A 25,819-nucleotide genomic window follows, 5' to 3' on the forward strand; every position below is an offset into this window, starting at 1 on the left:
GTGGCGCTCAGCGACGACCCGGCCGCCCGCGCCTTCCTCGAACAACGTGCCGCGACGCTGAGAGCCCGTAACACGATCCAAGGACCGCCCTGACCAGCCGAAACAGCCGCCGGTGCAGGCGCTCACGCTTCCACCCGGGGCCGCAGCGTCCCACTCTCCGAGATCGACTTTGAGCGGCCTCGGTCACACGATGGCGGTGCGCGCACTCTGTGCTGTCGCGAAGGCGACGCGGTTCACCGGGGTACAACCACGTACACGCCGTTGTACCCCGTTGCACGGCGGGGTCGGCGGGAGACCGGCCTTGTCGCGGGCCCTGCGCCACTTCCGGCCGAGGGTGGTGCCGCGGAGAAGGGCGCCGCCGTCGGTTCGCTCCTGCCTGATCCCAAGGCGCCCCTGCTTGGCGCTGTTTGCGCCCTGGGGAGACACCGCACCTGACGGTACTACCGAAACATGAGTCCGCTGGCGGAGCGGGCGTTTGCGTCGCCGGTCGTTGGAGGGGTTGGTGGGGTGGGTTCGGGGGTGGGGGGAAAATCGGGGGAGATCTGGGTGGGGATGCGGAAGACTCGGGAAGACCGATGAGTTCTGATACGCGTGCCGGTCTTTACCGGTGTCACCATCCACGTCCGTGCCCGACGGCCCTTGGCTGCGAGGCGACTGTGACCAGGAACCCCAGCGAGGTGCTGTCATGTCAGCTGCGATAGGCGAAATAGACGAACGACCCGCCGCGAAGGCCGGGCGAACACCGACCGTGGTGCGGCTGCTTGTGCTGGCCACGTTTGTGGTGATTCTCAACGAGACCATCATGATCAACGCGATCCCGCGGTTGATGGACTCGTTGCACGTCACCGAGCAGTCGGCGCAGTGGGTGTCCACCGCGTTCATGCTCACCATGGCCGCCGTGATTCCTGTCACCGGGTGGTTTCTGCAGCGGGTCACCACGCGCCAGGCTTACGCGATAGCCATGGGGGTGTTTCTCGCGGGGACCCTGCTCTCCGCCGTCGCGCCCTCCTTCGAAGTACTGCTGCTTGGGCGGATCGTGCAGGCCGCCGGCACGGCCGTGATGATGCCGCTGCTGATGACCACGTTGATGATCGTGGTGCCCGAGCATGACCGAGGTCGCGTGATGGGCAACGTCACCCTGGCGATCTCGGTGGCGCCAGCGCTCGGGCCCGCCGTGTCCGGGCTGATTCTGCAGGTCGGTTCCTGGCGGCTGCTGTTCGTGGCCGTGTTGCCGATCGCGGCTCTTGTGACGCTGTTCGGGCTGCGCAAGGTGGAGAACATCAGCGATCCGCAGGTGAGTTCCATTGACTGGTTCAGTGTCGGGGTGGCGGCGCTCGGCTTCGGTGGCCTCGTGTACGGGCTGAGTCTCTTCGGTGAGAGCCACGGTGGGGTTGGGCTCGGTGTCGGGATCACGGTCGCCGGGGTTGCGGCCATCGCGCTTTTCGTCATACGTCAGCTCAAGCTGCAGCGCTCCGGCGTGCCGCTGATGGACCTGCGTACCCTCCGGCACCGCACGTACACCCTGTCCTTGGTCCTCATGTCCGTCGGGTTCCTGGCGATGCTCGGGGCGATGATCCTGCTGCCGCTGTATCTGCAGAACCTGCGGCAGCTCAGCCCGCTGGAGACCGGGCTCCTTGTCATGCCGGGTGGTCTGATCATGGGTCTGCTCGGGCCGTCCATCGGGAAGGCTTTCGACCGGTTCGGCAGTCGGCTGCTTGTGCTGCCCGGCTCGATCGGCATGGTGCTCGCGCTCGGCGGGCTCACTCAGGTCTCGATGACGATGCCGTACTGGTTGGTGCTCGGGCTGCACGCACTCCTTATGGCCAGCCTGGCGGCGACGTTCACGCCGTGCTTCACGCTCGGCATGGGTGGGCTTCCGTCGCACCTGTACTCGCACGGCAGCTCGATGCTCGGGACGTTGCAGCAGGTCGCCGCGGCGTTCGGTACCGCGCTTGTGGTGACCGTGATGTCCGCGCGCAGCAGCCAGCTGGTCGCCGACGGAGCCGGTGCCGTGACCGCGCAGGTGAGCGGGATGAGGCTGGCCTTCGGCGTTGTCGCCGTCCTCGCCCTGCTGACGGTCGTCGTTGCGGCGAAGCTGCCGAACCGGATTGCGGGGGCTGACAGTCAGGACTCGGATGGCGGTGACCCGGACCATGGCAGCGACAGCGTCGCCGACGGGGAGGCGGCGACGGCCGGGGGGCACTCCGGTCAGGGCGAGCCTGTCACCACGACCACCGCTAAGGAGAGCTGATCCCAGGGTCGGTCAACTCCGGAGATTCCGTGCGGCCCCGGCACCGGCACCGGCACCGGCACCGGCTGTTACGTTCTACAGTGTTGTAGAAGTTGGCTCCGGGTCAGAACGTGGCCCGGAGCCGTTGACGCCGCCGAGCGGCAGAAGGTCGCCCAACTCATCGCCACCGATGAGGTGTTGCAGAACTTCGACACCGACGATCTGCGGCGCCGGTTCGACGCCAACTGCGACAAGCTGACCGCCGACTTCGCCTTCGGCAAGGTCAGCGTGATGCAGGAGGTCGGCAAGGCGAAGAAGAAGCCGGCCGAGGCACGGGCCGTCGTGCAGATCGGCTCGTCATCGGTGGCGCGGACGGTGACTTCGACAAGGACGAGCAGCAGGTCGTACGTGAGGCCTGTTACGCCCTTGATCTGCCGCCGCACGAGTTCGACCTCTGAGGCCCGGCCGACCCCCGACCCCCGACCCCCGGCCCTGGAGCCCGAGCCATGTGAACCCTGCTCGAGCCCCTGCTACAGCGGGGGCGTTTCCGTTGCTGCGTGCAGGATCATCGCCATCGTCACCGCCGAGTTCGCCGAGGACAGGGCCGAGACCGCCGCCCCGACCGCCGCGCCCCAAACGGCCAGGCCCACCGACGTGCACGCGGGCGGCCAGGCCCGGGCGCCCGGGGCCGGGACCGGGCCAAGGAGCGCGGCGACCCGGCGCGGTACGGGTCCGGTCGCGGCGAAGTGGCCCATGGCATACGGCACCGGCGGGCGCGGGGCCAGCGCCGCCTTGGCGATGGCTCGGGCCACCGTCTTGCGGCTGTTGACCGCGGCCGCGGCCTCCTCGTCGGCCCAGCGCTCGGCGGCGTAGGCGACCCGGGCGAGCAGCGGGTGGAGGAACGGGTTGGCGCGGGCGGCCAGTTGGGCCGCCAGGAGATAGCGGTGGTGGCGTGCCGTCAGATGGGCGCGCTCATGGGCGAAGAGGGCGCGGCGCTCTTCGCTGGTCAGGCGGGCGAGCATCGCGGTCGACGCGACGATCCGGCCGCCGCGTCGACCCGCCGACCCGTCTCCGGGCAGCGCGTACGCGTACGGAGCCGTGTCCGGAAGGACCACGACCGGCGTCTCGCGCAGGCCGGACAGGGCCTCCCAGGCGCGGCGGCGTACCCGGCGGTGGCGCACGAGCGTGTGGCCGCACACGACGGCCACGGCGAGCAGCGCGGGGATGGCGATCTTTCCGGCGATCTCGTCGAACGGGACGGCCGCGCGTACTTCCGGATCGGACCAGCCGTCCGGCAACGGGTTGCCGGGCAGCTGCGCGGTGCCGACGACCATGAGAAGCGCCAGGCACAGCGTGCTGCACAGCGCCATGACCCCGGCCACGGCGGTCAACAGCCGCGTGGCGGTGCGCGGGTGCAGATGGTGCTCGGCGAGGCGGGCGACCGGCCAGGCCGTCAGGGGCAGGACCAGCGGCAGGAAGACGAAGAGGCCCATCTGCGGTCAGCCGTCCGTCTCGTTGGCTTCGGCTTCGGCTTCCGCTTCGGCTTCCGCTTCGGCTTCCGCTTCGGCTTCGTCGGCCTCGGTCAGGAGGTCTCGCAGCAACTACTCGTCGTCCGGGCCCAGTGCCGTGATGAAGCTGGCCAGTACCGCCTCGCGGTTCGCCTCCGCGTCGAGCATGCGGCGCATGCGCAACGCGGCCAGGCCCGCCTCGTCCGCGGTCGAGGTCCAGACGAAGGAGCGGCCCAGGCGCTCCCGGGTGACCGCGCCCTTGGCGAGCAGTCGGGTCAGGATCGTCATGACGGTGGTGTACGCGAGGCCGGTGCCGAGCTGTTCCTGCACCCAGCCTGCCGTGACCGGGCCGGACGCCTGCCGCAGCGCGGCGAGCACCTGGGCCTCCAACTCGCCCTGGCCGCGACGTTGCCGTCCCGGTCCGCCCTGCTGCGCCATGTCTGCCTCCCTCCGGCCCCTCCCTCCGGACCTCCCGCGGCCCATCGCAATGAGCTTCGTCATGAGTCTCGTCATGAGCCGCGGGAGGTGTACCTCGCAGGTCAGCGGCCCTATGGATCGACCCCGGCGTGGCTTGCCGTAGGTGTGGGGGCCGGGTGGCCGGGAGTGGACGGTGCGGTGCTGTCGTGGTCGCTGACCAGCCAGGCGCCGATCACGAGGCCGGCGACGAGCGTGACCACGTGGCGGTTCCGCTTCCACCAGGACGGCGGCTTGGGCTTGGCCAGAACGTACTCGGCGGGCAGGAGCTTTGGCATGGCGATCCCTCCTCACGTTGGCAGCGGTAGGTACCGCCTTGACGGCCGAAGTCGGCCTGTCACGACGGGAGTTGGGGGTTCCGGCGGCGAGGCGTCTCAGTGTGCGGGACGTCGGGTCGGCCGGGCCACCGGATTACGCTCGGGGCCCAGCACTCGACACCCCCAGGAGTACTCGGTGGAACAGACGCCCCAGGTCCAATCGGTGGCCGCACGCCCGTGGCTCACGTACGGCCGTGATGTCGTACGCGGCGCCCTGATCGGCACGGCGGAGACGGTGCCGGGGGTGAGTGGCGGGACCGTGGCGCTCGTGGTCGGGGTGTACGAGACCGCGATCGGGGGGATCTCGTCGCTCATCGCCGGGATACGGCGTGCCGTGGTCGACCTGCCGCGCGGGCGAGGACTGTCCCGCGCCCGGGACGCGTTCGCGGAGGTGCCGTGGCGGGTCATGGTGCCGCTGCTCTGCGGGATGGCGGCGGCGCTCGTCCTGATGGCACGGCTCGTGGAGGGCTGGGTCGCGGACCATCCCGTGCAGACCAAGGCGGTCTTCTTCGGCATGGTGCTCGCCTCGCTCTACGTACCGTTCTCGATGGTCGCGCACGCGCCGCGCCGGGCGGGCGAGGGGGGCGCCCCGTGGGGCGCACGGGAGTACGCGCTCGCCGCCGTGGCCGCCGCCGGTGCCTTCGTGGCGGTGAGCCTGCCGCCCGGCGAGATGACGGCGAGCCCGCCGGTGATCGTCGCCGCGGGCGCGATCGCGGTGTCGGCGCTCGTACTTCCCGGGCTTTCGGGCTCGTTCCTGCTGCTCACCTTCGGCCTGTACGAGCGGACCCTGTCGGCGCTCAACGAGCGCGAGTACGGCTATCTGGCGCTGTTCGCCCTCGGCGCGTTCATCGGCCTCGCCACCTTCGTCAAGCTGCTCCAGTGGCTGCTCACGCACCGCCGCCGGATCACCCTGGTGGCGCTCACCGGCCTGGTCGCGGGGTGCCTGCGCGCCCTGTGGCCGTGGCAGACCGACGACCGTGCGCTGCTCGCGCCCGACGACCGGTTCGGCGGGGCCGCGGTGCTCGCCGTGCTCGGATTCCTCGTGGTGGCGGGGCTGATCTTCGCGGAGCGGCGTGCGGTGGCACGGTGGTCCGCCTCGTCCTGAGTCCGAAGGAAACCGCCCGCGCTCCGTCCTGCCCAGCGCCCCTCCCCGCCCCGCCGCGCCTCGCCGCGCCTCGCCGCGCCTCGACGCCATGCGTGCGCCACGGAAGCTTGCGGTGGCGCCATAATGGTGCCACTATGGCGCTATGGATTTGACGCCCTACGTGGACAAGCTCCGCCAGGAGCTCGCAGTCGCCGCGGACACCGGCGGGGAGGAGGCCCGCGCCCTCGCCGAGCGGCTCGCGGCGCCGCTCGAGTCGGCCACCCGCCTCACGCTCCTGAACGCGCTCTCCGCTGCCATGGACGAGGTCACCCGTGATCTCGCCCCGGGCTCGGTGGACGTACGACTGCGCGGTCTGGACCCGGAGTTCGTGGTGACGCCGCCGCCCGCGGCCGAGGAGCCCTTCGAGGGCTACGAGGCCGACGAGGCCGCGAGCGCCGCCCACCCCGCACCGTCCGCCGCACCGCCCCCGCCACCCGCGGACGGCGACGACGGCGGCGGCGGCGTCTCCCGGATCAACCTCCGGCTGCCCGCGCACCTCAAGGCCCGGGCCGAGGAGGCCGCCACGCGCGAGAGCCTCTCCCTGAACGCCTGGATCGTCCGGGCCGTCGGCGCCGCCCTGGAACCCGCGGAGCACGCCCGGCCCACACCCCGTAGAACACGCTCCGGACAGGGCTTCACCGGCTGGGTCCGCTAGACCAGTAGCCCCGACACCGGGCCCTGGCCCCTGGCCCTGGCCCCTGGCCCCTGGCCCCTGGCCCCTGGCCCCTGGCCCCAACTGCCGCTCGTCGGCGTCAACTTCATCAGCGCAGCTCAGACTTCACCTCAGCCCCTGCGAGCCATGAGGACGGCACAGCCATGCCTGAATTCGACACTCCCGAACCCATCACCGCGACCATCGAGCCCGGCGTCGGACACGTCCGGATCGTCGCGAGCAAGCGCACGACCACCCACGTCGAGGTGGTTCCGGGCACCGCGTCCGACGCCAGGGACGCGCGCGCCGCGGAACAGACCCGGGTGACCTGCTCCGGCGGCCGCCTCCTGGTCAAGGGCCCACGGCCGCGCCCGTTCGGTGCGCCCGGCAGCATCGACGTCCTCGTCGAACTGCCCGCCGGTTCCGCCGTGCACGGCAACCTCGGGGTCGGCGACCTGGTGAGCGAAGGGCCGCTCGGCGTCTGCGAGATCAAGACCGGCGCCGGTGACCTCCAGATCGAGCAGGCCGAGCAGGTGGAGCTGCGGACCGGCCACGGCGACGTCACCGTCGACCGGGTGACCGGCACCGCCGGGATCACCGGGAACGGACGGGTCCGGCTCGGCACGATCGGCGGGACCGCCACCGTCAAGAACTCCAACGGCGATATCCATGTCGCCGAGGTCACCGGCCACTTGAAGGCCGCTTCCGCCAACGGCTCGCTGCACGTCGAGAAGGCCCACCGCGACGTCGACGCCCGCACCGCCAACGGCCGACTCGAACTCGGCGAGGTGCGCAGCGGCAAGGTCACCCTCGGCACCGCGGCCGGGGGCATCAAGGTCGGCATCGCCCCGGCCACCGCCGCATGGCTCGACGTGCACTCGAAGCTCGGCCGGGTGCGCAACGAGCTGACCGCCGCGGAGGCCCCCGAGCCGACCGAGGAAACGGTCGAGGTCCACGCGCGCACGGGCCTGGGCGACATCCTCATCAGCCGCGCCTGACGGAACCGGCCACTCCCGACGGGGACCAGCCACTACCGACGGAACCAGCCGCTCCTGACGGAATCAGCCCCCGCGCGCGGAGTCAGCCGCGCCTCACGGAATCAGCCGTTCCTGACGGACCCGCCTCAGCCCCGGCGTCCCCGGCGGACGCTCACCGCAAGCTCACTGCGACGTCACACCAAGCAGCTGGTCGAGCAGATGCGAGGCCGTGATCACGCCGAGCAGCTTGTGGCCGTCCGTGGCCTTCTCCACCACCGCCACCAGCGGCGAGTGGACCCGCGCCATCAGGGCCGCCACCTCAAGGGCCGTGTCGTCCGGGTCCGCCACCGGCGGGGCCGAGTCCCGCTTCGGCAGGCAGTCGCCGACCGTGCGCCCGGCCAGGGCCGAGCAGAGCTTGTCGGCGTGCTTCTCGTCGACGACCGCGGCGAGCGTCGGGTCGTCGACCACGTAGCTCGGAACCAGGATCTTGATCAGCTGCGAGGCCGGCAGGACCGCCGCCGGCCGACCGCGCCCGTCGACGACCAGGAGACCGGGCAGCCGCTGCTCGGCCATCAGCCGGGCCGCCGCCATGGCGTCGCTGTCGACCTCGACTGTCTCGTATGCCACCGCTAGATCGCGTGCGCGCACGGCCCGCTCCTTGTTCGTTCGTCGTCGTTCGTCCTGCTGCGTCCGGTGTCGCGTCGTCCATGGTGGTGGCGCCGTACGTCATAGCGCCACCACCTGCGCCGTCAGGGTTCCGTCAGCACCCCTGGCCCCAACCACAAGGCCAACGGCAAGGCCAACGACAAGGCCGGAGTCAGGCCAGCGCGAAGTACCGCAGCCACACGTACACCAGCGAGAGGCCCACGGTCGCGACGGTGACGATCAGGCCGTACTTGGTGAACTGCCAGAAGGAGATGGGCTGCCGGTTGCGCTCGGCGATGCCGAGGACGACGACGTTGGCCGAGGCACCGATCGCGGTGGCGTTGCCGCCCAGGTCGGCGCCGATGGCCAGGGCCCACCACAGGACGTGGTGGCCGGACTCGGCGCCGCCCATGGCCTGCACCAGATCGCTGGTGATGGGGGCCATGGTGGCGACGTACGGGATGTTGTCGACGATCCCGGACAGGACCGCGGAGGCGCCGAGCAGCAGCATCGAGCCGCCCATCTCGCTGTCCCCGATGGCATCGGCGAGGGCCTTGGAGACCTCACCGATGACGCCGGTCTCGATCAGGCCGCCGATCATGATGAAGAGCCCGGCGAAGAAGGCGAGCGTGGGCCACTCCACCTCGCCGAGCACCTCGCCGGTCTCCGCCGTGGAGATGGCCACGAGGAGTCCGGCGCCGAGCAGCGCGACGACGCTGGGCTCGAAGTGCAGCACGGGGTGGAGCACGAAGCCCGCGACGACCAGGCCGAGGATGACCAGGCCCTGCACGAGCAGCCGCGGTTCGCGGATCGCCTCGCGCTCCTCCAGGGCCATGACCTCTTCGGCGCGCTTCGGGTCGTACGCGAACGCCTTACGGAACATGATCCGGCACAGCAGAATCAGGACCACGAGGAGGATCGCCGAGAGCGGCGCGAGGTGGACCAGGAAGTCGTTGAAGGTCAGACCGCCGCGGCTGGCGATGATGATGTTGGGCGGGTCGCCGACCAGGGTCGCCATACCGCCGATGTTGGAGGCGAGCACCTCGGCGATCAGGAACGGCGCGGCCGGCAGGTTGAGCCGCTCGCAGACGAGCAGGGTGACCGGGGCGATCAGGAGCACCGTGGTGACGTTGTCGAGCAGCGCCGAGGCAACGGCGGTGATCACCACGAGCATGACCATCACCCGGAACGGCTTGGCCTTCGCCCGCTTCACCGACCAGATGGCCAGGTACTCGAACATGCCGGTCTTCTTCAGTACGCCGACGATCATCATCATGCCGAGCAGCAGGAAGATGACGTTCCAGTCGACGCCGGAGTGCTCCGAGTAGAACGCCGACTTGTCGTCGGTCGCACCGATGGCGAGCATCAGGCCCGCGCCGCCGAGCGCCGCCGCGACCCGGTGGATCTTCTCGCTGATGATCAGGGCGTACGTGCCGACGAATACGGCGATCGCGGCCCAGCTGTGCCAGTCGTTCACAATGCTCCGTTGATCAGTTCTGGCCGACGGGCGCCCCGGAGGACGCCCGGCGGCGGGGCCTGTGGTCGGTCTCCGTCAGCCACGCGGTGGTCGGTCTCCGTCAGCCACGCGTGAGGCCCTTCTTCTGGGCATCCTGTGCGGGGCCGTTCCCCCGGGCATCCTGGGCGGGGCCTTCCGACTGCGTCTCGGAGGACCGCGTCTCGGAGGACTGCATCTCGGAGGACCGCGACTCGGAGGACAGCGCATCCGAAGACCGCGACTCGGGGAGCTGGGTCTCGGGGAGCCGTGCCTCGGAGATCTCGTTGAGCTCCTTCTCGACGTGGAAGATCCGGGCGATCGGTACGTCGGTGCTGCTGTGCGCGATGATCGACACCGCGATGCAGACCGCGATCAGGGTGAAGGCCTCCTCGCCCTGCGGAATCCCGGCCTGAAGCACGAGCAGCCCGTACACCACGGACGCGAAGCCCTTCGGGCCGAACCAGGCGGCGACCAGCTTCTCGCGGCGCTCGAAGCGGGTGCCGATCAGCGAGAGGAGCAGCGAGGCCGGGCGGATCAGAACGATCGCCAGGACCACCGCCACGTACCCGCCGAAGGACAGGTCGCCGAAGAGCTGCGGCGTGAGCAGCGCGCCGAAGACCAGCAGGGCGGCGAACTTCGCCAGCTCCGCGAGGGCCTCGCCGAGCGGCTCGAAGGCCGTCTTCGACTCCGGTGCCACCGCCACGATCACCGCGCCCGCGGAGAACGCGGCCAGGTACGGGTTGGCGTGCGTCAGGTGGCACAGGCCGTACAGGAGTACGCCGATGGCCAGCGGGAGCAGCGGCTGGAGCTTGGGCTCGGCGCCGAACAGGCGGAACCGCACCAGGCCGTAGACGGCGAGCGGGAGCAGCGCGCCGAAGGCGAGGCCGAGGCCGAGCTCGAGGAGGATCTCACCGGCGGAGATGCCCGCGTGCTCGCCACTCGCACCGGCCGCGGCGATGAAGATCAGGACGACGGGCAGTGCGAGCCCGTCGTTGATGCCGCTCTCGACGTTCAGGAGCTGGCGCAGCTTGGAGGGGACCTCCTTGCGGCCGACGATCGCCGAGGCGAACACCGGGTCGGTCGGCGCGAGTACTGCGCCCACCAGGAACGACGTCGTCCAGTCCAGGCCCACCACGTAGTGCGTGATCAGGGCCATGAAGAGGAAGGCGAGCGGCATGCCGAGGCCCAGGGCGCGGGCCGGGTTCTTCCAGTTCTCCCGCAGCTTGGGGAACGAGACGTGCATGCCGTCGGTGAAGAGCACCGCGAACAGGGCCAGATCGGCCGTGGTGGAGACGATGGCGCTGTCCGGCGTGATGTGGATCAGACCGAGGAAGCCGTCGCTGACGATCGCGCCGCCGACCAGGAAGAGGAAGGACGTGGAGAGCACCGTCCGCGCGGCGAGCCCGGAGAGCAGCACCGCGACGAGCAGTGCCACCCCGAAGACAGCAACGAGCACCATGGCGTACGCCCCCGATCGGCAGAGGAAATAAAAGTCCACAAAGAGATCTCCCGCTGTGAGATCTCTTGCTTCGCCGACCAGGCTTCCCGGCACACCGCGGGGAACCCTACCTGTTCTTAACACGACATTGACAGGGCCCTGGCACGCAGTCTGGACCCACTCTCATTGCCGTAATACGGCAACGGCGCAGGGAGCAGGGGCAGTCGTGGGGTCGGTTGCGGGTCGGTCCCGAGTAGGTCGTGGGGTCGTTATGTCGACTACGGCGGCTCGATCGATATCGATCACGGTTGCTCGGGCGATGCCGATCACGGCGGCTCGGCCAATGTCAGTTACAAGGGCTCGGGCGGTGTCGATCACAGCGGCTTGGCCGGCCAGTCCAGGAGCCGGGCGCCGATCACCGCGGTCTGCAGGGTGTAGCGGTGCACGGGGTCGGCCGGGTTGGAGCCGGTGAGGTGGTGGATGCGCTCCAGACGGTACGTCAGGGCGCGCACGCTCAGGGCGAGACGGCGGGCCGCCTCGGCCGCGACACAGCCCGCGCCGAAGTAGGCGTCGAGGGTCTCAAGGAGCGGGCCCGGGCCACCGCGGGCGTGCTTCAGCGGGCCGAGCGCGCTGCGCACCAGGTCCGCCATCGCCTCCCGGTCCCGGGTGAGCACCGGGTAGACGAGCAGGTCGGCGGCGCTCAGGACCGGGTCGTCCAGGCCCAGGCGCTCGGCCAGGTCGAGGGCGCCGAGCGCCTCCTCGTAGCTGCGCACCACGCCGCCCGCGCCGGGGTGCGCCCGGCCGACGGCGACCTGGCCGCCGTCGGTGGCGGCGTGCGCGTGCTTGGCGAAGTGGGTGAGGACGGCGCTCTGGTCGCCGGGGGCGATACAGATGAGACGGCCGTCCTTGGTCGTCAGGAGGATGGCCCGGTCGCCGAACCGGGAGTGCAGGGCGGACTCCACGCCGCGGGCGACCGCGTCGGTCTCGGTGTACGCGTCCGGGCCCGCGGCCACCGCGACGGCGTGCGCGTGCGAGAGGCGAAGGCCGAACCGCTCGGCGCGCTCGGCAAGCCGCCCGAGGTCGCTGCGCCCGTGCAGCAGGTCGTCGATGAACTCCCGGCGGGCCGCCTCCTCGCGGCGCACCGCGATCCGCTGCGCCCGCTCGTACCCCTCCGCGAAGGCGTCCACGGCCTGTTCGACCGCGGCGAGCACGCTCGGCGCCGCGCTTCCGTCGCCGTCCGGCCAGGTGGCGCGGGTCGCGGCCAGATGCTCGCGGACGAGGGTGCGCAGCCCGAGGCCGTTCTCGGCGGCCCGCTCGCCGAGCGCACGGCGCGAATCCAGCTCGTCGCGGGTCAGCCGACGGCCGGTGGCGGCGACTTCGGCCAGGATCCCGGCGTACCCGTCCAGATACTCCCCCGCGATCTCCGACGCGACCTGCTGCACTGCCATGCACTCCCCCTCTTTCGGTACGGCCCCGGCATCAGGACATCGTAAAGACTGCCGTAATCCGGCAATGCATGGGGGAGTTGGGGCCTGTCAAAATCATGTCAGGGGGAGCACGAGGGATGCCCCGCTTCAAGAACCCGGCAATCGGGCGTACGAAGCGGGGCCGGACCCCCGGACCCGACAACCACGTACGACCACGCACGACGACTACGCACGACGACACGGAAACGGGGGGTGTGACGATGAACGAGTTCCTGAATGCCGCCTTCGGCTTTCCGACGGCCCTGTTCACCGCCGCACTCGTCGTGATCGTCGGCTTCTGGCTGCTCGTCGCGGTGGGCGCCGCGGAATCGGACGGCTTCGAGGGGGATCTCGGCCTGGGCCGGGTCGGCCTGGGCGGGGTGCCGGTGGCCGTGGCGGTCTCCGTGTTCGTCGCGGTCGCGTGGTGCGGCAGCCTCATCGGGTCGGTGCTGCTGCGCAGGGCCGGGTTCGAGGGACCCGGATACGGCGGGCTCGCCGCCGCCGTCCTGGTCCTCGCGGTGCTGCTCGCCCGGTCCGTCGTACGCGCCCTCGTCCGGCCCCTCTCCAGACTCATGCCCGACGAACCCGGGCCGTCCCGGCTCGACTTCATCGGGCAGACCTGCGTCGTCCGCACCGGGCGGGTGGACGCGGCGTTCGGCCAGGCCGAGGTCACCGCGCGGGACGGCTCGAGCGCCCTGGTCCAGGTGCGCCGACAGAGCACCGACGGGCCGCTCGCGCTCGGCAGTACCGGCCTGCTCTACGCGTACGACGAGGACGGCGAGTTCTTCTGGGTCTCGCCCTACGAGGCCTGACTGCCGCACCCGCGTCGGACCCACTGGTCCGGCTCGTCAAGCGCCCACCTCCCCTTCCCCGCGACGGACTTACGGTCCGTTCCGCTTCCACAGACTTACGAGGACTCAACGATGGATGCCATCTCCACGGGTCTCGGCGCGCTCATCGCCGTCGTCGTGATCATCGCGATCGCGATCCTGCTCGTCATCACCCGGCTCTTCCGCAAGGTCGAACAGGGCAAGGCGCTGATCGTCTCCAAGATGCGCAAGGTCGATGTGACCTTCACCGGGCAGGTCGTCCTGCCGGTGCTGCACAAGGCCGAGGTGATGGACATCTCGGTCAAGACCATCGACATCACCCGTACCGGCCGGGACGGCCTGATCTGCAAGGACAACATCCGCGCGGACATCCGGATCTCGTTCTTCGTACGGGTCAACAAGACCACCGAGGACGTCGTCAAGGTCGCCCAGGCGATCGGCACACAGCGCGCCAGCGACCAGAACACGCTCCAGGAGCTGTTCAACGCCAAGTTCTCCGAGGCGCTCAAGACCGTCGGCAAGCAGCTGGACTTCACCGACCTCTACACCAAGCGCGACGAGTTCCGGGACCGCATCATCCAGGTCATCGGCACCGACCTGAACGGGTACGCCCTCGAGGACGCGGCGATCGACTACCTGGAGCAGACGCCGCTCCAGCAGCTCGACAGCCACAACATCCTGGACGCCCAGGGCATCCGGAAGATCACCGAGCTGACCGCCGTGGAGCGGGTGCGCACCAATGAGTTCCAGCGGCACGAGGAGAAGGAGACCACGCGGCAGAACGTCGACGCCCGCGAGGCCATCCTGGAGCTGGAGCGCCGCCAGGCCGACGCCGAGGCCCGGCAGCGCCGTGAGGTCGAGACCGTACGCGCCCGTGAAGAGGCCGAGACCGCCCGGGTGATGGAGGAGGAGCGCCTGCGCGCCCAGTCCGCGTTCCTGAAGACCGAGGAACAGCTCGGGGTGCAGCGCGAGAACCAGGCCCGCGAGGTCGCCGTCGCGGAAAAGAACCGCGAGCGGGTCATCGCCGTCGAGAACGAGCGGATCGAGAAGGACCGCATGCTGGAGGCCATCGCCCGCGAGCGCGAGACCCGGCTCTCCTCGATCGCCGCCGACAAGGAAGTGGAGGCCGAGAAGCGGGAGATCGCGGACGTCATCCGGGAGCGGGTCGCCGTGGACCGCACGGTCGCCGAGCAGGAGGAGTCCATCAAGAAGCTGCGCGCCGTCGAGGAGGCGGAGCGCAAGCGGCAGGCCGTGATCATCGCCGCGGAGGCGGAGGCGCAGGAGAACCTGGTCAAGGACATCAAGGCCGCCGAGGCCGCCGAGCAGGCCGCCACGCACCGGGCCGCCGAGGAACTGACCCTCGCGGAGGCCCGCTTGAAGTCCTCCGACCTGGACGCCCGCGCCAAGCTGCGGCTTGCCGAGGGGCTTCAGGCCGAGGCCGCCGCGGAGGGTCTGGCCCTGGTGCAGGTCCGTGAGAAGGAGGCGGACGCGATCGAGAAGGCGGGGCGTGCGGAGGCCGAGGCCACCGAGGCCCGGCTGCGCGCCGAGGCCGAGGGTGCCCGTGCCAAGGCACTCGCGGACGCCGAGGGCGCCGAGGCGCAGGCCAGGGCGGATGCCGAGGCGATCGGCCGGAAGCTGAAGGCCGAGGCGGAGGGTCTGACCGAGAAGGCCGCCGCGATGGCGGCCCTGGACGAGGCGTCCCGTACGCACGAGGAGTACCGGCTCCGCCTGGAGGCCGAGAAGGACATCCGGCTCGCCGGGATCGAGGTGCAGCAGAAGGTCGCCGAGGCGCAGGCCACGGTGCTCGCGACCGGCCTGGAGAGCGCCGACATCAACATCGTCGGCGGCGAGTCGGTCTTCTTCGACCGCCTGGTGTCGTCCATCGCGCTCGGCAAGGGCGTGGACGGGTTCGTGCAGCACTCCGAGACGGCGCAGGCCCTCGCGGGCCCGTGGCTGGACGGCTCCGCGAGCTTCACGGACGACCTGAGCCGGATCCTCGGCTCGGTGTCGACCGGCGATGTGCGGAACCTGACGGTGTCCGCGCTGCTGATGAAGCTGATGAAGTCCGGCGGCGCGCCGCAGGCCGGGCAGATGCAGCAACTGCTCGACAAGGCCCGCGAGCTGGGCCTGGCGGACATGCCGCTGGGCGGACCCGACGGCGTCAGCGCAGTCACCGGAGTCAGCGGAGTCACCGGAGCCAACGGCTCCGCGCCCACCGTCACGGCGTAACACCCGAGGCATCACAGACCGGTGCCGCCGAGGCACCACAGACCGGTGCTTCCGAGCTGCCGCGCAGGGGACGGCGGCTCGGAAGCACCCCCTTTCGTGAAAGGACCCGTCATGGCATCCGCGACCGGTGTCGACACCGGCACCTATGAGGTGCTGCGCGGCCGCCTCACCGAGCAGGCCGCCGAACTGGCCCGCCGCGCCGAGGAGTTGAACGGCCGCAGGACCGAGACCTTCGGCTCCACCGGGCTCGCCCTCACCGGCACCGAGCGGATCCGCACCGAGCACACCTGTCTGCCCCGCGACCTCGTCCAGGTCGGCGGCCTGCTGCTCTCCGGCTACCACGCGTCGACCGGCCAGGCTCCGGAGACCGCGGTCGGGGACGTCTTCGCGCTGCACGACCACGAGCTGAACCGGCTGCCCGAGGACGCGCTGCCCGGCCTCCTCGACGACCCTGACTTCCGCCGCGAGTTCGAGGCGCTGCACCGCTACTACCGGGACGCGCGCCTGCTCCAGCTGCGGCACCTGGACGGCAAGCTGCTCGCCGTGTTCCAGACCGGCGAGAAGACCGAGGACATCCGCGTGCTGCGGTGGCGCATCGGCCTCGACGGGAGCGCTGCATTCCTGGACGCGCGCGGCGACCGCGACCATGTCTTCCCGCCCGCCCACGACTTCGCGTGGACCGAGGCCACCCGCGAGGACCACGTCCTCGGCCGCCACCCGCACATCTCCATCGGCGGCGAGGTCTTCGTCGAGACGGTCGGCGGCACCCTCACCGTCAAGCTCGAGAACGACACCGAGACCGGCGAGGGCATGTACGCCGAGCCCGTCGACGAGCCGCTCCAGTCCCTCGCCGACGCCGAGGTGCACCACGCGCGCGTGGGCGCCCTGATCCTGCTGCGCATCCGCCCGTACAAGGAGGAGACGCCCCGCCACCTCGTCTTCAACACCCTCACCCGGACCGTCGTACGCCTCGACGGCATCGGCAGAGCCTGCCACCACCTTCCCGAGGACCAGGGCATCGTCTTCCCCGGCGGCTACTGCCTGGCCACAGGGGCGTACAAAACCTTCGACCTGGGTGCTCCGGACGCCGCGGACCTGGAGTTCGAGCGGGTGCTCCGCTCCCCCAACGGCGAGGACGTCCTGTTCGCGTACCACGCGCGCGCGACGGGCCGCAGCCTGCTGCTGCCGTACAACGTGATCCGTAAGGAGGTCGCGACCCCGCTGCCCTGCCACGGCTGGGCGCTCTTCGAGGACGGGACGCTGATCGTGCTGCGGGCCGAGTCCAGTGAGCCCGCGCGGGTGCACCCGCTGCAGATCTGGCGCAGCCCGTACGTCTCGGACACGTACGCCGCCGCGGAGCCCGCCGGGGAGGGGCCGCTCGCGCGGGTCGGCAACGCCGATCTCGTCCGCGGCATTTCGGACTGTCTGTCCATCGCGCGGGCGGTCGCCGAGACGACGCCGACCAGCGGCGTGTACGAGTCCCTGGTGACGTCCTGCGTGCGCGCGGCCGACCAGTACCACTGGCTCGGCGAGCCCGAACTCGGTGAACTGCTCGCCCCGTTGACCGACGTACGGGCCACCGCCGAGCAGGTGCTCGCCGAGTTCGAGACCGTACAGACCCTGACCCGGCAGGCCGCCGAGGCCCTGGAAGAGGCCGAGAACCGCCTCACCGCCCTGGTGCGCCGGATCCACGGCGAGGCCCCGCGCACCGCCGAACAGTGGGTCGGCTCGATCACCGAACTCCGGCACGCCCAGGGCCACTTGATCACCCTCAAGGAGCTGCGGTACGCCGACACCGAGCGGATCGACGCCCTCGCGGAAGAGGCCGAGGACGGCATCACGGCGACCGCGCAGCGTGCCGTGGCCTTTCTGCGGCGCGAGGACGCGTTCACCGACTACCACGCGGAGGTCGAGCGCCTGGTCGCGGAGGCGGAGGCGGTCGACACGGCCGCCGCAGCCGAGCCGGTCGGCGCCGCGCTCGACGCCCGCACCGAGGGCCTCCAGCTGCTCACCGAGACGGTCGCCGGGCTCGACATCGGGGACGCGACCGTCCGCACGTCCATCCTGGAGCGGATCGCGGAGGTCCTCGGCGGCGTCAACCGGGCCCGCGCCACCCTCGCCGCCCGCCGCCGCGAACTGCTCGACCAGGAGGGCCGGGCCGCGTTCGCGGCCGAGTTCGCGCTGCTCGGGCAGGCGGTCACGGGCGCACTCGCGGCCGCGGACACGCCGGAGGCGTGCGAGGAGCAACTGGCCAGGCTGCTGCTTCAGGTGGAGAACCTGGAGTCCCGGTTCGCCGAGTTCGACGACTTCCTGGACGAGCTCGGCGCCAAGCGCGGCGAGGTGTACGAGGCGTTCTCCGCGCGCAAGCAGACCCTCGAGGACGCCCGCGCCCGGCACGCCGAACGGCTCGCGGACTCCGCGTCCCGCGTCCTGGACACCGTCCGCCGCCGCGCCGCCCAGCTCGCGGACCTGGACGCGGTCCATACGTACTTCGCCTCGGACCCGATGGTCGCGAAGGTCCGCCGCACCGCCGAGGAGCTGCGCGAGCTCGGCGACCCGGTGCGCGCCGACGAGCTGGACGGACGGCTCAAGTCCGCCCGCCAGGAGGCGTCCCGGGCGCTGCGCGACCGCACCGACCTGTACGCGGACGGCGGCGCGGTGCTCCGACTCGGCCGGCACCGCTTCGCCGTCAACACCCAGGACCTGGACCTGACCCTGGTGCCGCAGGGCGAGGGCCTGTCCTTCGCCCTGACCGGCACGGACTACCGGGCTCCGGTCACCGACGCTGCTTTCACGACGTGCTCCGCGACCCGCCCGTACTGGCCGCGCCTGCTCCCGTCGGAGTCGGAGACGGTCTACCGGGCCGAGTACCTGGCGGCGCGGCTGCTCGCGGAGCACGGGGCCGCGGCCCTCGCCGACGCCGATGACCTGCACGTTCTCGTCCGTACGGCGGCCGAGTCGGCCTACGACGAGGGCTACGAGCGCGGCGTGCACGACCGGGACGCGGCGGCGATCCTGGCCGCCCTGGTCCGGCTGCACACCGGCGCGGGCCTGCTGCGCTACGCGCCCGCGGCGCGCGCGGCGGCGCAGGAGTTCTGGGCGGCGACGGACGAGACCGCGCGGCAGGCATGGACGCGGCGCGCGGTCTCGCTCGCTCGCGCACGGGAGACGTTCGGTCTCGCCCCGGCGATCGAGGAGCTGCGGGCGGAGCTGGCGGCGGCGATGACGGACGCCGGGGTGACCGGAGCCGAGATGACCGGAGCCGAGGCGTCCGGAGGCGGCGCTCTGGCGGCCGAGTATCTCTTCGAGGAGCTGACAGCGCCCGGTCCCGAGGGCTTCGTGACCGGTCCGGGTGCCCGTGCGCTCGTCGACAAGTTCCGTCGTTCCATGGACAGTTCGGCGTACGAGGAGGATCTGCGCGGGATCGCGGACGTGGCCGCCCGACGACAGCTCGTCGCGGCCTGGCTCGGTTCGTACGCCGCCGCGTCCGGGACCGACGTCGACGCCGGGGACCTCGCGGAGGCCGTCGCCATGGAGCTCTGCCCGGAGCTGCCGCGGTACGAGGCGGAGGCGCGGATCGAGGAGCGCGTGGCGGGCCTGCTCGGGGCGCACCCGCGGATCGAGGGCCGCGCGCTCACCGTACGGATCGATGAATTCCTCGCCCGGACCGGGGAGTTCGCGGAGCACGAGGTGCCCGGCTTCCGGGAGTACCAGCGGCAGCGCACCGCCCTGGTGGCCGCCGAGCGCAACCGCCTCCGCCTTGCCGAGTTCCGGCCGCGGGTGATGAGCGCCTTCGTACGGAACCGCCTGATCGACGAGGTGTATCTGCCGCTGATCGGCGACAACCTCGCCAAGCAACTCGGCACCGCCGACGCCGACCGGCGCACGGACAGCAACGGCCTGCTGCTGCTCGTCTCGCCACCCGGCTACGGCAAGACGACGCTCATGGAGTACGTGGCCGAACGCCTCGGCCTCGTCCTGGTCAAGGTCAACGGCCCGGCCCTCGGCCACGCGGTGACGTCCCTCGACCCGGCGGAGGCCCCGAACGCAACGGCCCGCCAGGAGATCGAGAAGATCAACTTCGCGCTGGAGGCAGGCAACAACACCCTCCTCTACCTGGACGACATCCAGCACACCTCACCCGAACTGCTGCAGAAGTTCATCTCCCTGTGCGATGCGCAGCGCCGCATCGAGGGCGTGTGGAAGGGCGCCACGAAGACGTACGACCTGCGCGGCAAGCGGTTCGCGGTGTGCATGGCGGGCAATCCGTACACCGAGTCGGGGCAGCGCTTCCGGATCCCGGACATGCTGGCCAACCGGGCCGACGTGTGGGACCTGGGCGATGTGCTCAGCGGCAAGGCAGACGCGTTCGCATACAGCTTCATCGAGAACGCGCTCACGTCGAACCCGGTGCTCGCGCCGCTGGCCGGGCGGGACCGCGCGGACCTGGATCTCCTTGTACGCCTGGCGGAGGGCGACCCGACGGCGCGTGCGGACCGGCTGCACCACCCGTACGCACCGGCCGAGTTGGAGCGGATCCTCGCGGTGCTTCGGCATCTCCTGACCGCCCGGCGCACGGTGCTCGCGGTCAACGCGGCGTACATCGCGTCGGCCGCGCAGGCGGAGGCGAGCCGTACGGAGCCGCCGTTCCGGCTACAGGGCTCGTACCGGAACATGAACAAGATCGCCGAGCGGATCGTGCCGGTGATGAACGAGGCCGAACTGGCCGCCGTCATCGACGACCACTACGCGGGCGAGGCCCGCACCCTGGCCTCCGGCGCCGAGGCCAACCTGCTCAAGCTGGCCGAGCTGCGCGGCACCCTCACCCCGGAGGCGGCCGCCCGCTGGGCCGAGGTCAGGTCCGGCTACGTCCGCGAACGGGCGCTCGGCGGCGCCGAGGACGACCCGGGGGTCCGCGCGGTCGCGGCGCTCGGGCTGCTCGCGGACCGGCTTGCGGCGGTGGAGTCGGCGATCGTGCGGGCGACGGACCCGCGCCACCTGATGGCCAACCCGGGGGCGCGGCACGCGGCGAGGCCCGCGGCCGTCGAAGCCGAGCAGCGCACCGCTGGCGAGTAGCAGCGCACCGCTGGCGAGTAATCGACGGCTGATCGACGAACGCCGATATCGATACGTGTCAACATGGAGGCATGCCGAAGACAAAGGTCGCTGAGGTCACCGAGATCGCCGAGGTCAGCGAGGTCGTGCCGTGCTGCCCCCCGCTCACGGAACGCCCGCTCACCCCCGCGGAGGCGGCCCGCACGGCCGCGATGTTCAAAGCGCTCGGCGACCCGGTGCGGCTGCGGCTCTTCTCGCTCGTCGCCTCGCACGAGGGCGGGGAGGCCTGCGTCTGCGACATCTCCGATGTGGGGGTGTCGCAGCCGACGGTCAGCCACCACCTGAAGAAGCTCAAGGAGGCGGGCCTGCTCAGCTCCGAGCGGCGCGGCACCTGGGTGTACTACCGGGTGGAGCCGTCCGTACTCGCGGCGATGGGCCAGCTCCTGGCCCGCCCGTAAGCAAGCAACGACTGTCCGGCAGCGATCGACGGCTGTCCGGCAGCAACCAACGACCGTCCCGCCGTCAGCCGAGAATGCCCAGCTGGTAGAAGAGCTCGTACCGCTGCGGGTCGTCCGGCAGGAACCAGTTGAAGCCCTCCAGGCCGAAGACCACGACCAGGTTGACCGCGATCACCAGGCCGATGAACCAGAGGACGGCCCGGCCGAGCAGCGCGGAGATCCCGGTGGTGGGGACATGGCGGTCGGTCGTGTGGTGTGCGAAGGCCAGGACGATGCCGACGGCCACCACCGAGGCCATGAAGAGGATCCACGCCCACACGTACATGTGCAGGCCGAGCACCGGCGACCCGTACCCCTCGTCGCCCGGCAGGATGTGCAGCATGGTCTGCCGCCAGGCCGCGAAGGCGCCGCCCATGGAGCCGACCAGGGCCAGGCCCCAGCCCATCATGTAGTCGCGGCGCGTGATCGTGCCGGTCAGGCCCTTGCGCACGATGTACGCGGCGCCGAGCGCGGCGAGCAGCATGAACATCCGCTGGATCATGCAGAGCGGGCAGGGGTAGTCCCAGCTGATGAACTGCACGCCGAGTCCGGCGCACACGATGGCCGTCCAGCCCGCCGCGAAGAAGCAGGCGAACCAGTACTGGATCCGGCCGAGGGGGGCGTGGTCGAGCTCCGGGATCGTCTTTTCGGTGACGGCGGCCATGTCAGTAGTTCAGCCCCAGCTTCAGGCTGCTCGTGATGTGGTGCGAGAGCAGCAGCAGTGCGGCGACGAGCAGCACCCACCAGAGGATCTGGAGCATCGGACGGCCGCGCTCCCGGTACAGGACCCACCAGGTGGCGAGCAGGCCCGCGAAGATCAAAGTGTCCATGGCTGCGGACCGTAGCCAGCACCGGCCCACCGCCCGGGCAGCGCGGCGCGGCACCGGCCGAAGACCACGTGAAGGAACCAATCACCGGATGACGGAACCGACCACCGGCCCTGGGTGCAGCCTGGGGGCGGCCCTGGGGACGGCTACGCCCAGAACGCCTCGGCGAGGGCGACGCCCACGAAGGCCGCGCCGAGCCCGGCGACCACGCTGACCAGGACGTTCATCGTGGCGTAGAACCGGGCCCCCGACTCGGCCATGCGGAGCGTCTCGTACGAGAAGGTCGAGTACGTGGTGAGCGCCCCGCACAGTCCGGTGCCGAGCAGCAGATGGAGCTGCGACGAGGCGGCGCCCGCGAGGACCGCGCCGGTGAGCAGGCCGAGGGCCAGACACCCGGCGACGTTCGCCGCGAAGGTGCCCCACGGGAAGACCGAGTCGTGCCGGGACTGCACCACGCGGTCGGTGAGATAGCGCAGGGGCGCGCCGACGGCGCCTCCGGCGAGGACGAGCAGCCAGTTCACGCGCCCCGCCCGCCCTGTCCCTCATCCTGGTCGCGGCCGACGTACCGGATGACCTCGCAGTCGTCGAGGATCACCAGGCCCTCGGTGACCAGCTCGTCGAGCTGCGGCAGGAAGCCGCGGATCCGGTCCTCGGTGTCCACGATCAGGATCGCGACCGGCATGTCCTCGCTCATGGAGAGCAGCCGTTGGGTGTGCACCAGCGAGGAGGCGCCGAAGCCCTCGATGCCCTTGAAGACGCTCGCGCCCGCGAGGCCCGCGTCCCGTGCGCGGTGCACGATCTCGCTGTAGAGGGGCCTGTGGTGCCACAGGTCGCTCTCTCCGATAAGGATGGTCACGCGCAGCGCCTCGCCGGTCAGCCGCATCATCGTCCTCGTCACCTCCGTCGCAGCAGGCGACGCGTCGCCGTCGCCGCAAGCCAGACCGCCGCGAGAGCGGCGAACAGGGTCAGGGCCAGATAGGCCAGGGCGGTGCGGGCCTCGCCTACGTTCGTGAGGTTCTCAATGTCCACGGCGTACGTCGAGAAGGTGGTGAAGCCGCCGAGCACCCCGGTGCCGAGAAACGGCCGGACCAGCGGATGTGCCTGGCGCCCCTCGGTGATCACCACCATGAGGATGCCCATGGCCGCGCACCCGAGCGCGTTCACGCCGAGCGTGGTCCAGGGAAAGGTGCCCGGTGCCGTCGGCCAGAGCAGCCCGGCACCGTAGCGGGCGGCGGCCCCGCAGGCCCCGCCGAGCGCGACGGCGCCGAGCACAGGGGCCTGGCCGCGCAGGAGCACGGGCGTACGGAACCGTCGGCGCGGGGGTTTCCCAGCGGGGCCTCCGGACACCGAAGGTCGCCGGACCCCGAAGACGTCGGCGACAGGCTCGGGCTCCGAACCGGCCCCGGATGCCGCGTCCTCCCGGTTCTCCCGGTTCTCCCGGTTCTCCCGGTTCTCCCGGTTCTCCCGGTCCTGCCGTACTCCCATGGGCAGCAAGGGTATGCCGCCCCGCTGTGCCGGGCCCGTGGGGTCACGACGGGTCACGTGGGGTACCGACTTGCCTTACGGACCCCGGCGAGGTGCCCTGGAAGGTGGCAGGGAATGTGCGGGGGACGTCGCGACCGTCGCGACCGCACCCGAGGAGGCCGTCATGGCACATGCCGCACCCGCACGCGCGGGAACCACCACCGGGGCCGAGGCCCACCGTCGCCTCATGGTCAACACTGGGCTCGCGGTCGTACTCGGCGCCCTGTACGGCTACTGGACGGCCGGCCGGGAGCGCGGCGGGGGCCCGATCACCGCGGACAACCTGGCTCTCGGGATCGTCACCGGCATCCTCTTCGCGGCCATCTGGTTGGCCCTGCGCACCGCGGGGCCACGGCTGCCCAGGGAGCAGCGGGCGCTTGCCTGGTTCACGTTCCTCGGCATCGCGCTCGGCTACCTGTACAGCGTGACCGGCGCGAGCGTGCTCCGCTCCACGATCATGGGGGGCCTGATAGCCGCGGGGATCGCCTGCGCGTTGTTCTACTGGTACTACACGCACGAGAACGACTGACGGCTGCCCGGGGAAGCCAGACGCCTGCCCGGGGAGCCAGACCCTGCCCGGGGAAGCCAAGGGGGCGCCCGGTACGCCTCTGCCCGGGACACCCGCACGGGCAGGCCACCGTGATGGGGCCGTACGGGTCACGCGGCCACTCGTGCGCAGCAGCACCGCTCGCGGGGCGGGGCCGGGCGGCCTTGCCTGGACGGTGTGCGGATGTCCCGGGAAGTACGCGGTGTGCAGGCGCTGTCGATCGTCCTGCTCGTACTCGCCTGCCTGCTCACCCCGCTCGGCGCGCTCTCCACCTGGGCCAAGTACCAGATCGGCGACTCCGACCGGTACGTCGACGCGATGGCGCCGCTCGCCGACGACCCGGACGTACAGAGGGCGGTCGCGGACGTGGTGAGCGACGAGATCCTCAAGCAGGTCGACCTGGGACCCCTCGAGGTCGCGGTGGAGGGCTTCGTGGTCGACGCGGTGCGCTCGTTCGCCGCCACCGACGCCTTCCGGACCGCCTGGGACGCCGCGAACCGGGCCGCGTACGACGCCGTACAGGAAGCCCTCGACAAGGGCGGAACCAGCAACGTCACCATCGACATCGCGCCGATCACCGAGCGCGTCAAGGGGCAACTGGCCGAGGACGGCGTGCCGTTCGCCGACGCCATCCCGGTGCAGCACACCGAGGTCACCGTCATGCGCGCCAAGGACCTCGGCAATCTGCGGAAGGGCTCCCACATGCTTCAGGTCGCCGGGCTCTGGCTGCCGCTCGCCGCGCTGCTCTGCGCGGCCGCCGGGATCGCGCTCGCGCTGCGCCGCCGCCGCGCCCTCACCGCCACCGCACTCGGCCTGGCCCTGGGCGCGGCCCTGCTCGCCATCGGCCTGGCCATCGCCCGCCGGATGACCCTCTCCGACCTGCCGCCGGACGTCTCCAAGCCCGCCGTCGCCGCGGTCTACGACGCCCTGACGGCGTCCCTGCGCGTGACGGCCTGGACGATTCTGCTCGCGGGGCTCGCGGTGGCGGCGGCGGCCTGGTGGAACGGGCGGGCCAAGGTGGAGGAACGGCTCAAGGCGGCGGGACGGTCCAAGGCGGCGGGGCGGCCCCGGAACCGCTGAGGGCCGGTCTGCCCGTGGCTGCCCTTGAGGGACCTCACACCCGGGAGAGCAGCCGCCGCAACGCCGCGTTGAACTCTCCCGGGCGCTCCAGGTTCGGCAGATGGGCCGCGCCCTCGATCACGCACAGCTCGGCGTCGGGCAGCGCCGCGTGCATCGCCCGGGCCCCGTCGACCGGCGTGAACGTGTCCCGGGAACCGACCACGACCAGGGACGGTACGGCGATCCGGCCGAGCAGCTCCGTGTAGTCCGGACGTTCGGCCCGGCCGCGCAGGGCCGCCGCCGCGCCCCGTGGGTCGGTGCCGGTCATCATGCGCAGGACGTGGTCCGCGACCTCGGGGGCGGCGTCCGGCGCGACCATCTGGAACAGCACCTCCTCCGCGTACCCGCGCATCCCCTCCCGCTCCAGGCGCGCGGCGAGCCCGCGGCGCCAGTCGCGGCCCTCAGGTGTTTCGGCGCCCGGCGACGTATCGGCCAGGACCAGGCCCCGTACCCGGGGGCCGAAGTGCCACGCGCACTCCATGGCGAGCTGGCCGCCCATGGAGAGGCCGCCGAGCACGAAGTCGCCGACGCCCAGGTGGTCGAGGAGCGCCTCGATGTCCGCGGCGAATGCCGGGAAGGGCGTCGTTCCCGGCACGACCGGCGAGCCGCCGTAGCCGCGCAGGTCGGGCGCGATCACGCGGAACTCGCCTTTCAGGTCGGCCAGTTGGGGCGTCCACATGGAGCGGTCGAAGGGGTGGCCGTGGATCAGGACCACCGGGAGCGACGCATCGTCGCCCGGGGCACCTGGAGCGCCCGTGTCGTCGTACGCGAGTGCGTTTGCCATGGTCAGGAACCTAGGACCGGGGTATTTCTCGGTGCAATAGAGTGCATTGATCTCGGAGCAA

At 71.3% G+C, this 25,819-nt stretch carries 23 protein-coding genes and 1 pseudogene; 11 read left to right on the top strand and 13 right to left on the bottom strand.

Translation table 11 applies throughout. The annotated features are described in order from the left end of the window. Positions 1-685: 685 nt before the first annotated feature. Both ACWD10_RS17490 and ACWD10_RS17495 read left to right on the top strand, forming a co-directional pair. The gene (locus tag ACWD10_RS17490) at positions 686-2,251 is read left to right on the top strand and encodes an MDR family MFS transporter (protein ID WP_451091774.1); all 1,566 of its coding nucleotides are present in this window, start codon (positions 686-688) and stop codon (positions 2,249-2,251) included. A gap of 117 nt (positions 2,252-2,368) precedes the next feature. Continuing rightward, positions 2,369-2,688, top strand: a pseudogene (locus ACWD10_RS17495) (tellurite resistance TerB family protein); the annotation flags it as partial. 72 nt (positions 2,689-2,760) lie between these two features. Here ACWD10_RS17495 and ACWD10_RS17500 read toward each other — a convergent pair. The 3 genes from ACWD10_RS17500 to ACWD10_RS17510 form a co-directional block, all read right to left on the bottom strand. Beyond that, entirely contained in the window at positions 2,761-3,723 is a 963-nt protein-coding gene (locus ACWD10_RS17500; protein ID WP_451091776.1) for a M56 family metallopeptidase, read from the bottom strand. A 108-nt stretch (positions 3,724-3,831) separates the two neighbouring features. Further along, on the bottom strand, positions 3,832-4,176 hold the full coding sequence (locus ACWD10_RS17505) for a BlaI/MecI/CopY family transcriptional regulator (protein ID WP_451091778.1): 345 nt from the start codon (positions 4,174-4,176) through the stop codon (positions 3,832-3,834). A 110-nt stretch (positions 4,177-4,286) separates the two neighbouring features. Then, entirely contained in the window at positions 4,287-4,490 is a 204-nt protein-coding gene (locus ACWD10_RS17510) for a hypothetical protein (protein ID WP_451091780.1), read from the bottom strand. A gap of 175 nt (positions 4,491-4,665) precedes the next feature. On the opposite strand from ACWD10_RS17510, the gene ACWD10_RS17515 reads away from it, so the two are divergent. The 3 genes from ACWD10_RS17515 to ACWD10_RS17525 all read left to right on the top strand — a co-directional run bounded on the left by ACWD10_RS17515 (position 4,666) and on the right by ACWD10_RS17525 (position 7,323). Beyond that, positions 4,666-5,634 carry a DUF368 domain-containing protein gene (locus ACWD10_RS17515; RefSeq protein WP_451091782.1) on the top strand — a complete coding sequence of 323 codons (969 nt, stop codon included), beginning with the start codon at positions 4,666-4,668 and terminating at the stop codon, positions 5,632-5,634. 142 nt (positions 5,635-5,776) lie between these two features. Further along, complete coding sequence (locus ACWD10_RS17520) at positions 5,777-6,328, top strand: toxin-antitoxin system HicB family antitoxin (RefSeq protein ID WP_451091784.1); 552 nt, start codon at positions 5,777-5,779, stop codon at positions 6,326-6,328. A gap of 161 nt (positions 6,329-6,489) precedes the next feature. After that, positions 6,490-7,323: a DUF4097 family beta strand repeat-containing protein gene (locus ACWD10_RS17525; RefSeq protein WP_451091786.1), complete on the top strand. Its 834-nt coding sequence runs from the start codon at positions 6,490-6,492 to the stop codon at positions 7,321-7,323. Between the two features lie 162 nt (positions 7,324-7,485). Here ACWD10_RS17525 and ACWD10_RS17530 read toward each other — a convergent pair whose 3' ends face one another. From ACWD10_RS17530 to ACWD10_RS17545, 4 genes are all read right to left on the bottom strand, one after another. After that, the gene (locus tag ACWD10_RS17530; protein ID WP_451091788.1) at positions 7,486-7,950 is read right to left on the bottom strand and encodes a CBS domain-containing protein; all 465 of its coding nucleotides are present in this window, start codon (positions 7,948-7,950) and stop codon (positions 7,486-7,488) included. A 169-nt stretch (positions 7,951-8,119) separates the two neighbouring features. Further along, a complete protein-coding gene (locus tag ACWD10_RS17535; RefSeq protein WP_451091790.1) occupies positions 8,120-9,424 on the bottom strand; it encodes an SLC13 family permease in 1,305 nt (434 codons plus the stop codon). A gap of 100 nt (positions 9,425-9,524) precedes the next feature. Next, positions 9,525-10,901, bottom strand: a complete 1,377-nt coding sequence (locus ACWD10_RS17540; RefSeq protein ID WP_451092082.1) for a cation:proton antiporter — start codon at positions 10,899-10,901, stop codon at positions 9,525-9,527. A gap of 353 nt (positions 10,902-11,254) precedes the next feature. After that, positions 11,255-12,328 (bottom strand): PucR family transcriptional regulator, encoded by a 1,074-nt coding sequence (locus ACWD10_RS17545; RefSeq protein WP_451091792.1) that lies wholly within the window; start codon positions 12,326-12,328, stop codon positions 11,255-11,257. A 239-nt stretch (positions 12,329-12,567) separates the two neighbouring features. Here ACWD10_RS17545 and ACWD10_RS17550 point away from each other — a divergent pair, with 239 nt between their 5' ends. From ACWD10_RS17550 to ACWD10_RS17565, 4 genes are all read left to right on the top strand, one after another. Beyond that, positions 12,568-13,158 carry a hypothetical protein gene (locus ACWD10_RS17550; RefSeq protein WP_451091794.1) on the top strand — a complete coding sequence of 197 codons (591 nt, stop codon included), beginning with the start codon at positions 12,568-12,570 and terminating at the stop codon, positions 13,156-13,158. Positions 13,159-13,269: 111 nt separating this feature from the next. Next, a complete protein-coding gene (locus tag ACWD10_RS17555) occupies positions 13,270-15,405 on the top strand; it encodes an SPFH domain-containing protein (RefSeq protein ID WP_451091796.1) in 2,136 nt (711 codons plus the stop codon). Between the two features lie 111 nt (positions 15,406-15,516). Then, complete coding sequence (locus ACWD10_RS17560; protein ID WP_451091798.1) at positions 15,517-20,481, top strand: DNA repair ATPase; 4,965 nt, start codon at positions 15,517-15,519, stop codon at positions 20,479-20,481. A gap of 71 nt (positions 20,482-20,552) precedes the next feature. Further along, positions 20,553-20,918: an ArsR/SmtB family transcription factor gene (locus tag ACWD10_RS17565; protein WP_451091800.1), complete on the top strand. Its 366-nt coding sequence runs from the start codon at positions 20,553-20,555 to the stop codon at positions 20,916-20,918. A 64-nt stretch (positions 20,919-20,982) separates the two neighbouring features. On the opposite strand, the gene ACWD10_RS17570 is transcribed toward ACWD10_RS17565, so the two are convergent. The 5 genes from ACWD10_RS17570 to crcB (ACWD10_RS17590) form a co-directional block, all read right to left on the bottom strand. After that, a complete protein-coding gene (locus ACWD10_RS17570; protein ID WP_451091802.1) occupies positions 20,983-21,621 on the bottom strand; it encodes a disulfide bond formation protein B in 639 nt (212 codons plus the stop codon). A 1-nt stretch (position 21,622) separates the two neighbouring features. Beyond that, a complete protein-coding gene (locus ACWD10_RS17575) occupies positions 21,623-21,787 on the bottom strand; it encodes a DUF5993 family protein (protein ID WP_451091804.1) in 165 nt (54 codons plus the stop codon). 143 nt (positions 21,788-21,930) lie between these two features. Continuing rightward, positions 21,931-22,305 (bottom strand): fluoride efflux transporter CrcB, encoded by a 375-nt coding sequence (gene crcB / locus ACWD10_RS17580; protein WP_451091806.1) that lies wholly within the window; start codon positions 22,303-22,305, stop codon positions 21,931-21,933. Then, the gene (locus ACWD10_RS17585; protein ID WP_451091808.1) at positions 22,302-22,670 is read right to left on the bottom strand and encodes a DUF190 domain-containing protein; all 369 of its coding nucleotides are present in this window, start codon (positions 22,668-22,670) and stop codon (positions 22,302-22,304) included. Before ACWD10_RS17585 ends, crcB (ACWD10_RS17580) begins: the two co-directional genes overlap by 4 nt. Before the next feature lie 8 nt (positions 22,671-22,678). Then, positions 22,679-23,269, bottom strand: coding sequence for a fluoride efflux transporter CrcB (gene crcB / locus ACWD10_RS17590; RefSeq protein ID WP_451091810.1), 591 nt, complete (start codon positions 23,267-23,269; stop codon positions 22,679-22,681). Positions 23,270-23,432: 163 nt separating this feature from the next. On the opposite strand from crcB (ACWD10_RS17590), the gene ACWD10_RS17595 reads away from it, so the two are divergent. Beyond that, positions 23,433-23,837, top strand: coding sequence for a hypothetical protein (locus tag ACWD10_RS17595; protein WP_451091812.1), 405 nt, complete (start codon positions 23,433-23,435; stop codon positions 23,835-23,837). Positions 23,838-24,038: 201 nt separating this feature from the next. Further along, a complete protein-coding gene (locus tag ACWD10_RS17600) occupies positions 24,039-24,935 on the top strand; it encodes a hypothetical protein (protein WP_451091814.1) in 897 nt (298 codons plus the stop codon). 34 nt (positions 24,936-24,969) lie between these two features. On the opposite strand, the gene ACWD10_RS17605 is transcribed toward ACWD10_RS17600, so the two are convergent. Continuing rightward, on the bottom strand, positions 24,970-25,758 hold the full coding sequence (locus ACWD10_RS17605) for an alpha/beta fold hydrolase (RefSeq protein WP_451091816.1): 789 nt from the start codon (positions 25,756-25,758) through the stop codon (positions 24,970-24,972). Between the last annotated feature and the right edge of the window lie 61 nt (positions 25,759-25,819).

Source organism: Streptomyces sp. NPDC002851, assembly GCF_053591935.1.

What these genes read in the sequence shown, in the direction of transcription:
- ACWD10_RS17490 (WP_451091774.1), top strand. Translation starts at nt 686, where the DNA reads ATGTCAGCTGCGATAGGCGAAATAGACGAACGACCCGCCGCGAAGGCC.
- ACWD10_RS17500 (WP_451091776.1), bottom strand. Translation starts at nt 3,723, where the DNA reads ATGGGCCTCTTCGTCTTCCTGCCGCTGGTCCTGCCCCTGACGGCCTGG.
- ACWD10_RS17505 (WP_451091778.1), bottom strand. Translation starts at nt 4,176, where the DNA reads ATGGCGCAGCAGGGCGGACCGGGACGGCAACGTCGCGGCCAGGGCGAG.
- ACWD10_RS17510 (WP_451091780.1), bottom strand. Translation starts at nt 4,490, where the DNA reads ATGCCAAAGCTCCTGCCCGCCGAGTACGTTCTGGCCAAGCCCAAGCCG.
- ACWD10_RS17520 (WP_451091784.1), top strand. Translation starts at nt 5,777, where the DNA reads ATGGATTTGACGCCCTACGTGGACAAGCTCCGCCAGGAGCTCGCAGTC.
- ACWD10_RS17525 (WP_451091786.1), top strand. Translation starts at nt 6,490, where the DNA reads ATGCCTGAATTCGACACTCCCGAACCCATCACCGCGACCATCGAGCCC.
- ACWD10_RS17540 (WP_451092082.1), bottom strand. Translation starts at nt 10,901, where the DNA reads ATGGTGCTCGTTGCTGTCTTCGGGGTGGCACTGCTCGTCGCGGTGCTG.
- ACWD10_RS17545 (WP_451091792.1), bottom strand. Translation starts at nt 12,328, where the DNA reads ATGGCAGTGCAGCAGGTCGCGTCGGAGATCGCGGGGGAGTATCTGGAC.
- ACWD10_RS17550 (WP_451091794.1), top strand. Translation starts at nt 12,568, where the DNA reads ATGAACGAGTTCCTGAATGCCGCCTTCGGCTTTCCGACGGCCCTGTTC.
- ACWD10_RS17555 (WP_451091796.1), top strand. Translation starts at nt 13,270, where the DNA reads ATGGATGCCATCTCCACGGGTCTCGGCGCGCTCATCGCCGTCGTCGTG.
- ACWD10_RS17560 (WP_451091798.1), top strand. Translation starts at nt 15,517, where the DNA reads ATGGCATCCGCGACCGGTGTCGACACCGGCACCTATGAGGTGCTGCGC.
- ACWD10_RS17565 (WP_451091800.1), top strand. Translation starts at nt 20,553, where the DNA reads ATGCCGAAGACAAAGGTCGCTGAGGTCACCGAGATCGCCGAGGTCAGC.
- ACWD10_RS17570 (WP_451091802.1), bottom strand. Translation starts at nt 21,621, where the DNA reads ATGGCCGCCGTCACCGAAAAGACGATCCCGGAGCTCGACCACGCCCCC.
- ACWD10_RS17575 (WP_451091804.1), bottom strand. Translation starts at nt 21,787, where the DNA reads ATGGACACTTTGATCTTCGCGGGCCTGCTCGCCACCTGGTGGGTCCTG.
- ACWD10_RS17585 (WP_451091808.1), bottom strand. Translation starts at nt 22,670, where the DNA reads ATGATGCGGCTGACCGGCGAGGCGCTGCGCGTGACCATCCTTATCGGA.
- crcB (WP_451091810.1), bottom strand. Translation starts at nt 23,269, where the DNA reads ATGGGAGTACGGCAGGACCGGGAGAACCGGGAGAACCGGGAGAACCGG.
- ACWD10_RS17595 (WP_451091812.1), top strand. Translation starts at nt 23,433, where the DNA reads ATGGCACATGCCGCACCCGCACGCGCGGGAACCACCACCGGGGCCGAG.
- ACWD10_RS17600 (WP_451091814.1), top strand. Translation starts at nt 24,039, where the DNA reads ATGTCCCGGGAAGTACGCGGTGTGCAGGCGCTGTCGATCGTCCTGCTC.
- ACWD10_RS17605 (WP_451091816.1), bottom strand. Translation starts at nt 25,758, where the DNA reads ATGGCAAACGCACTCGCGTACGACGACACGGGCGCTCCAGGTGCCCCG.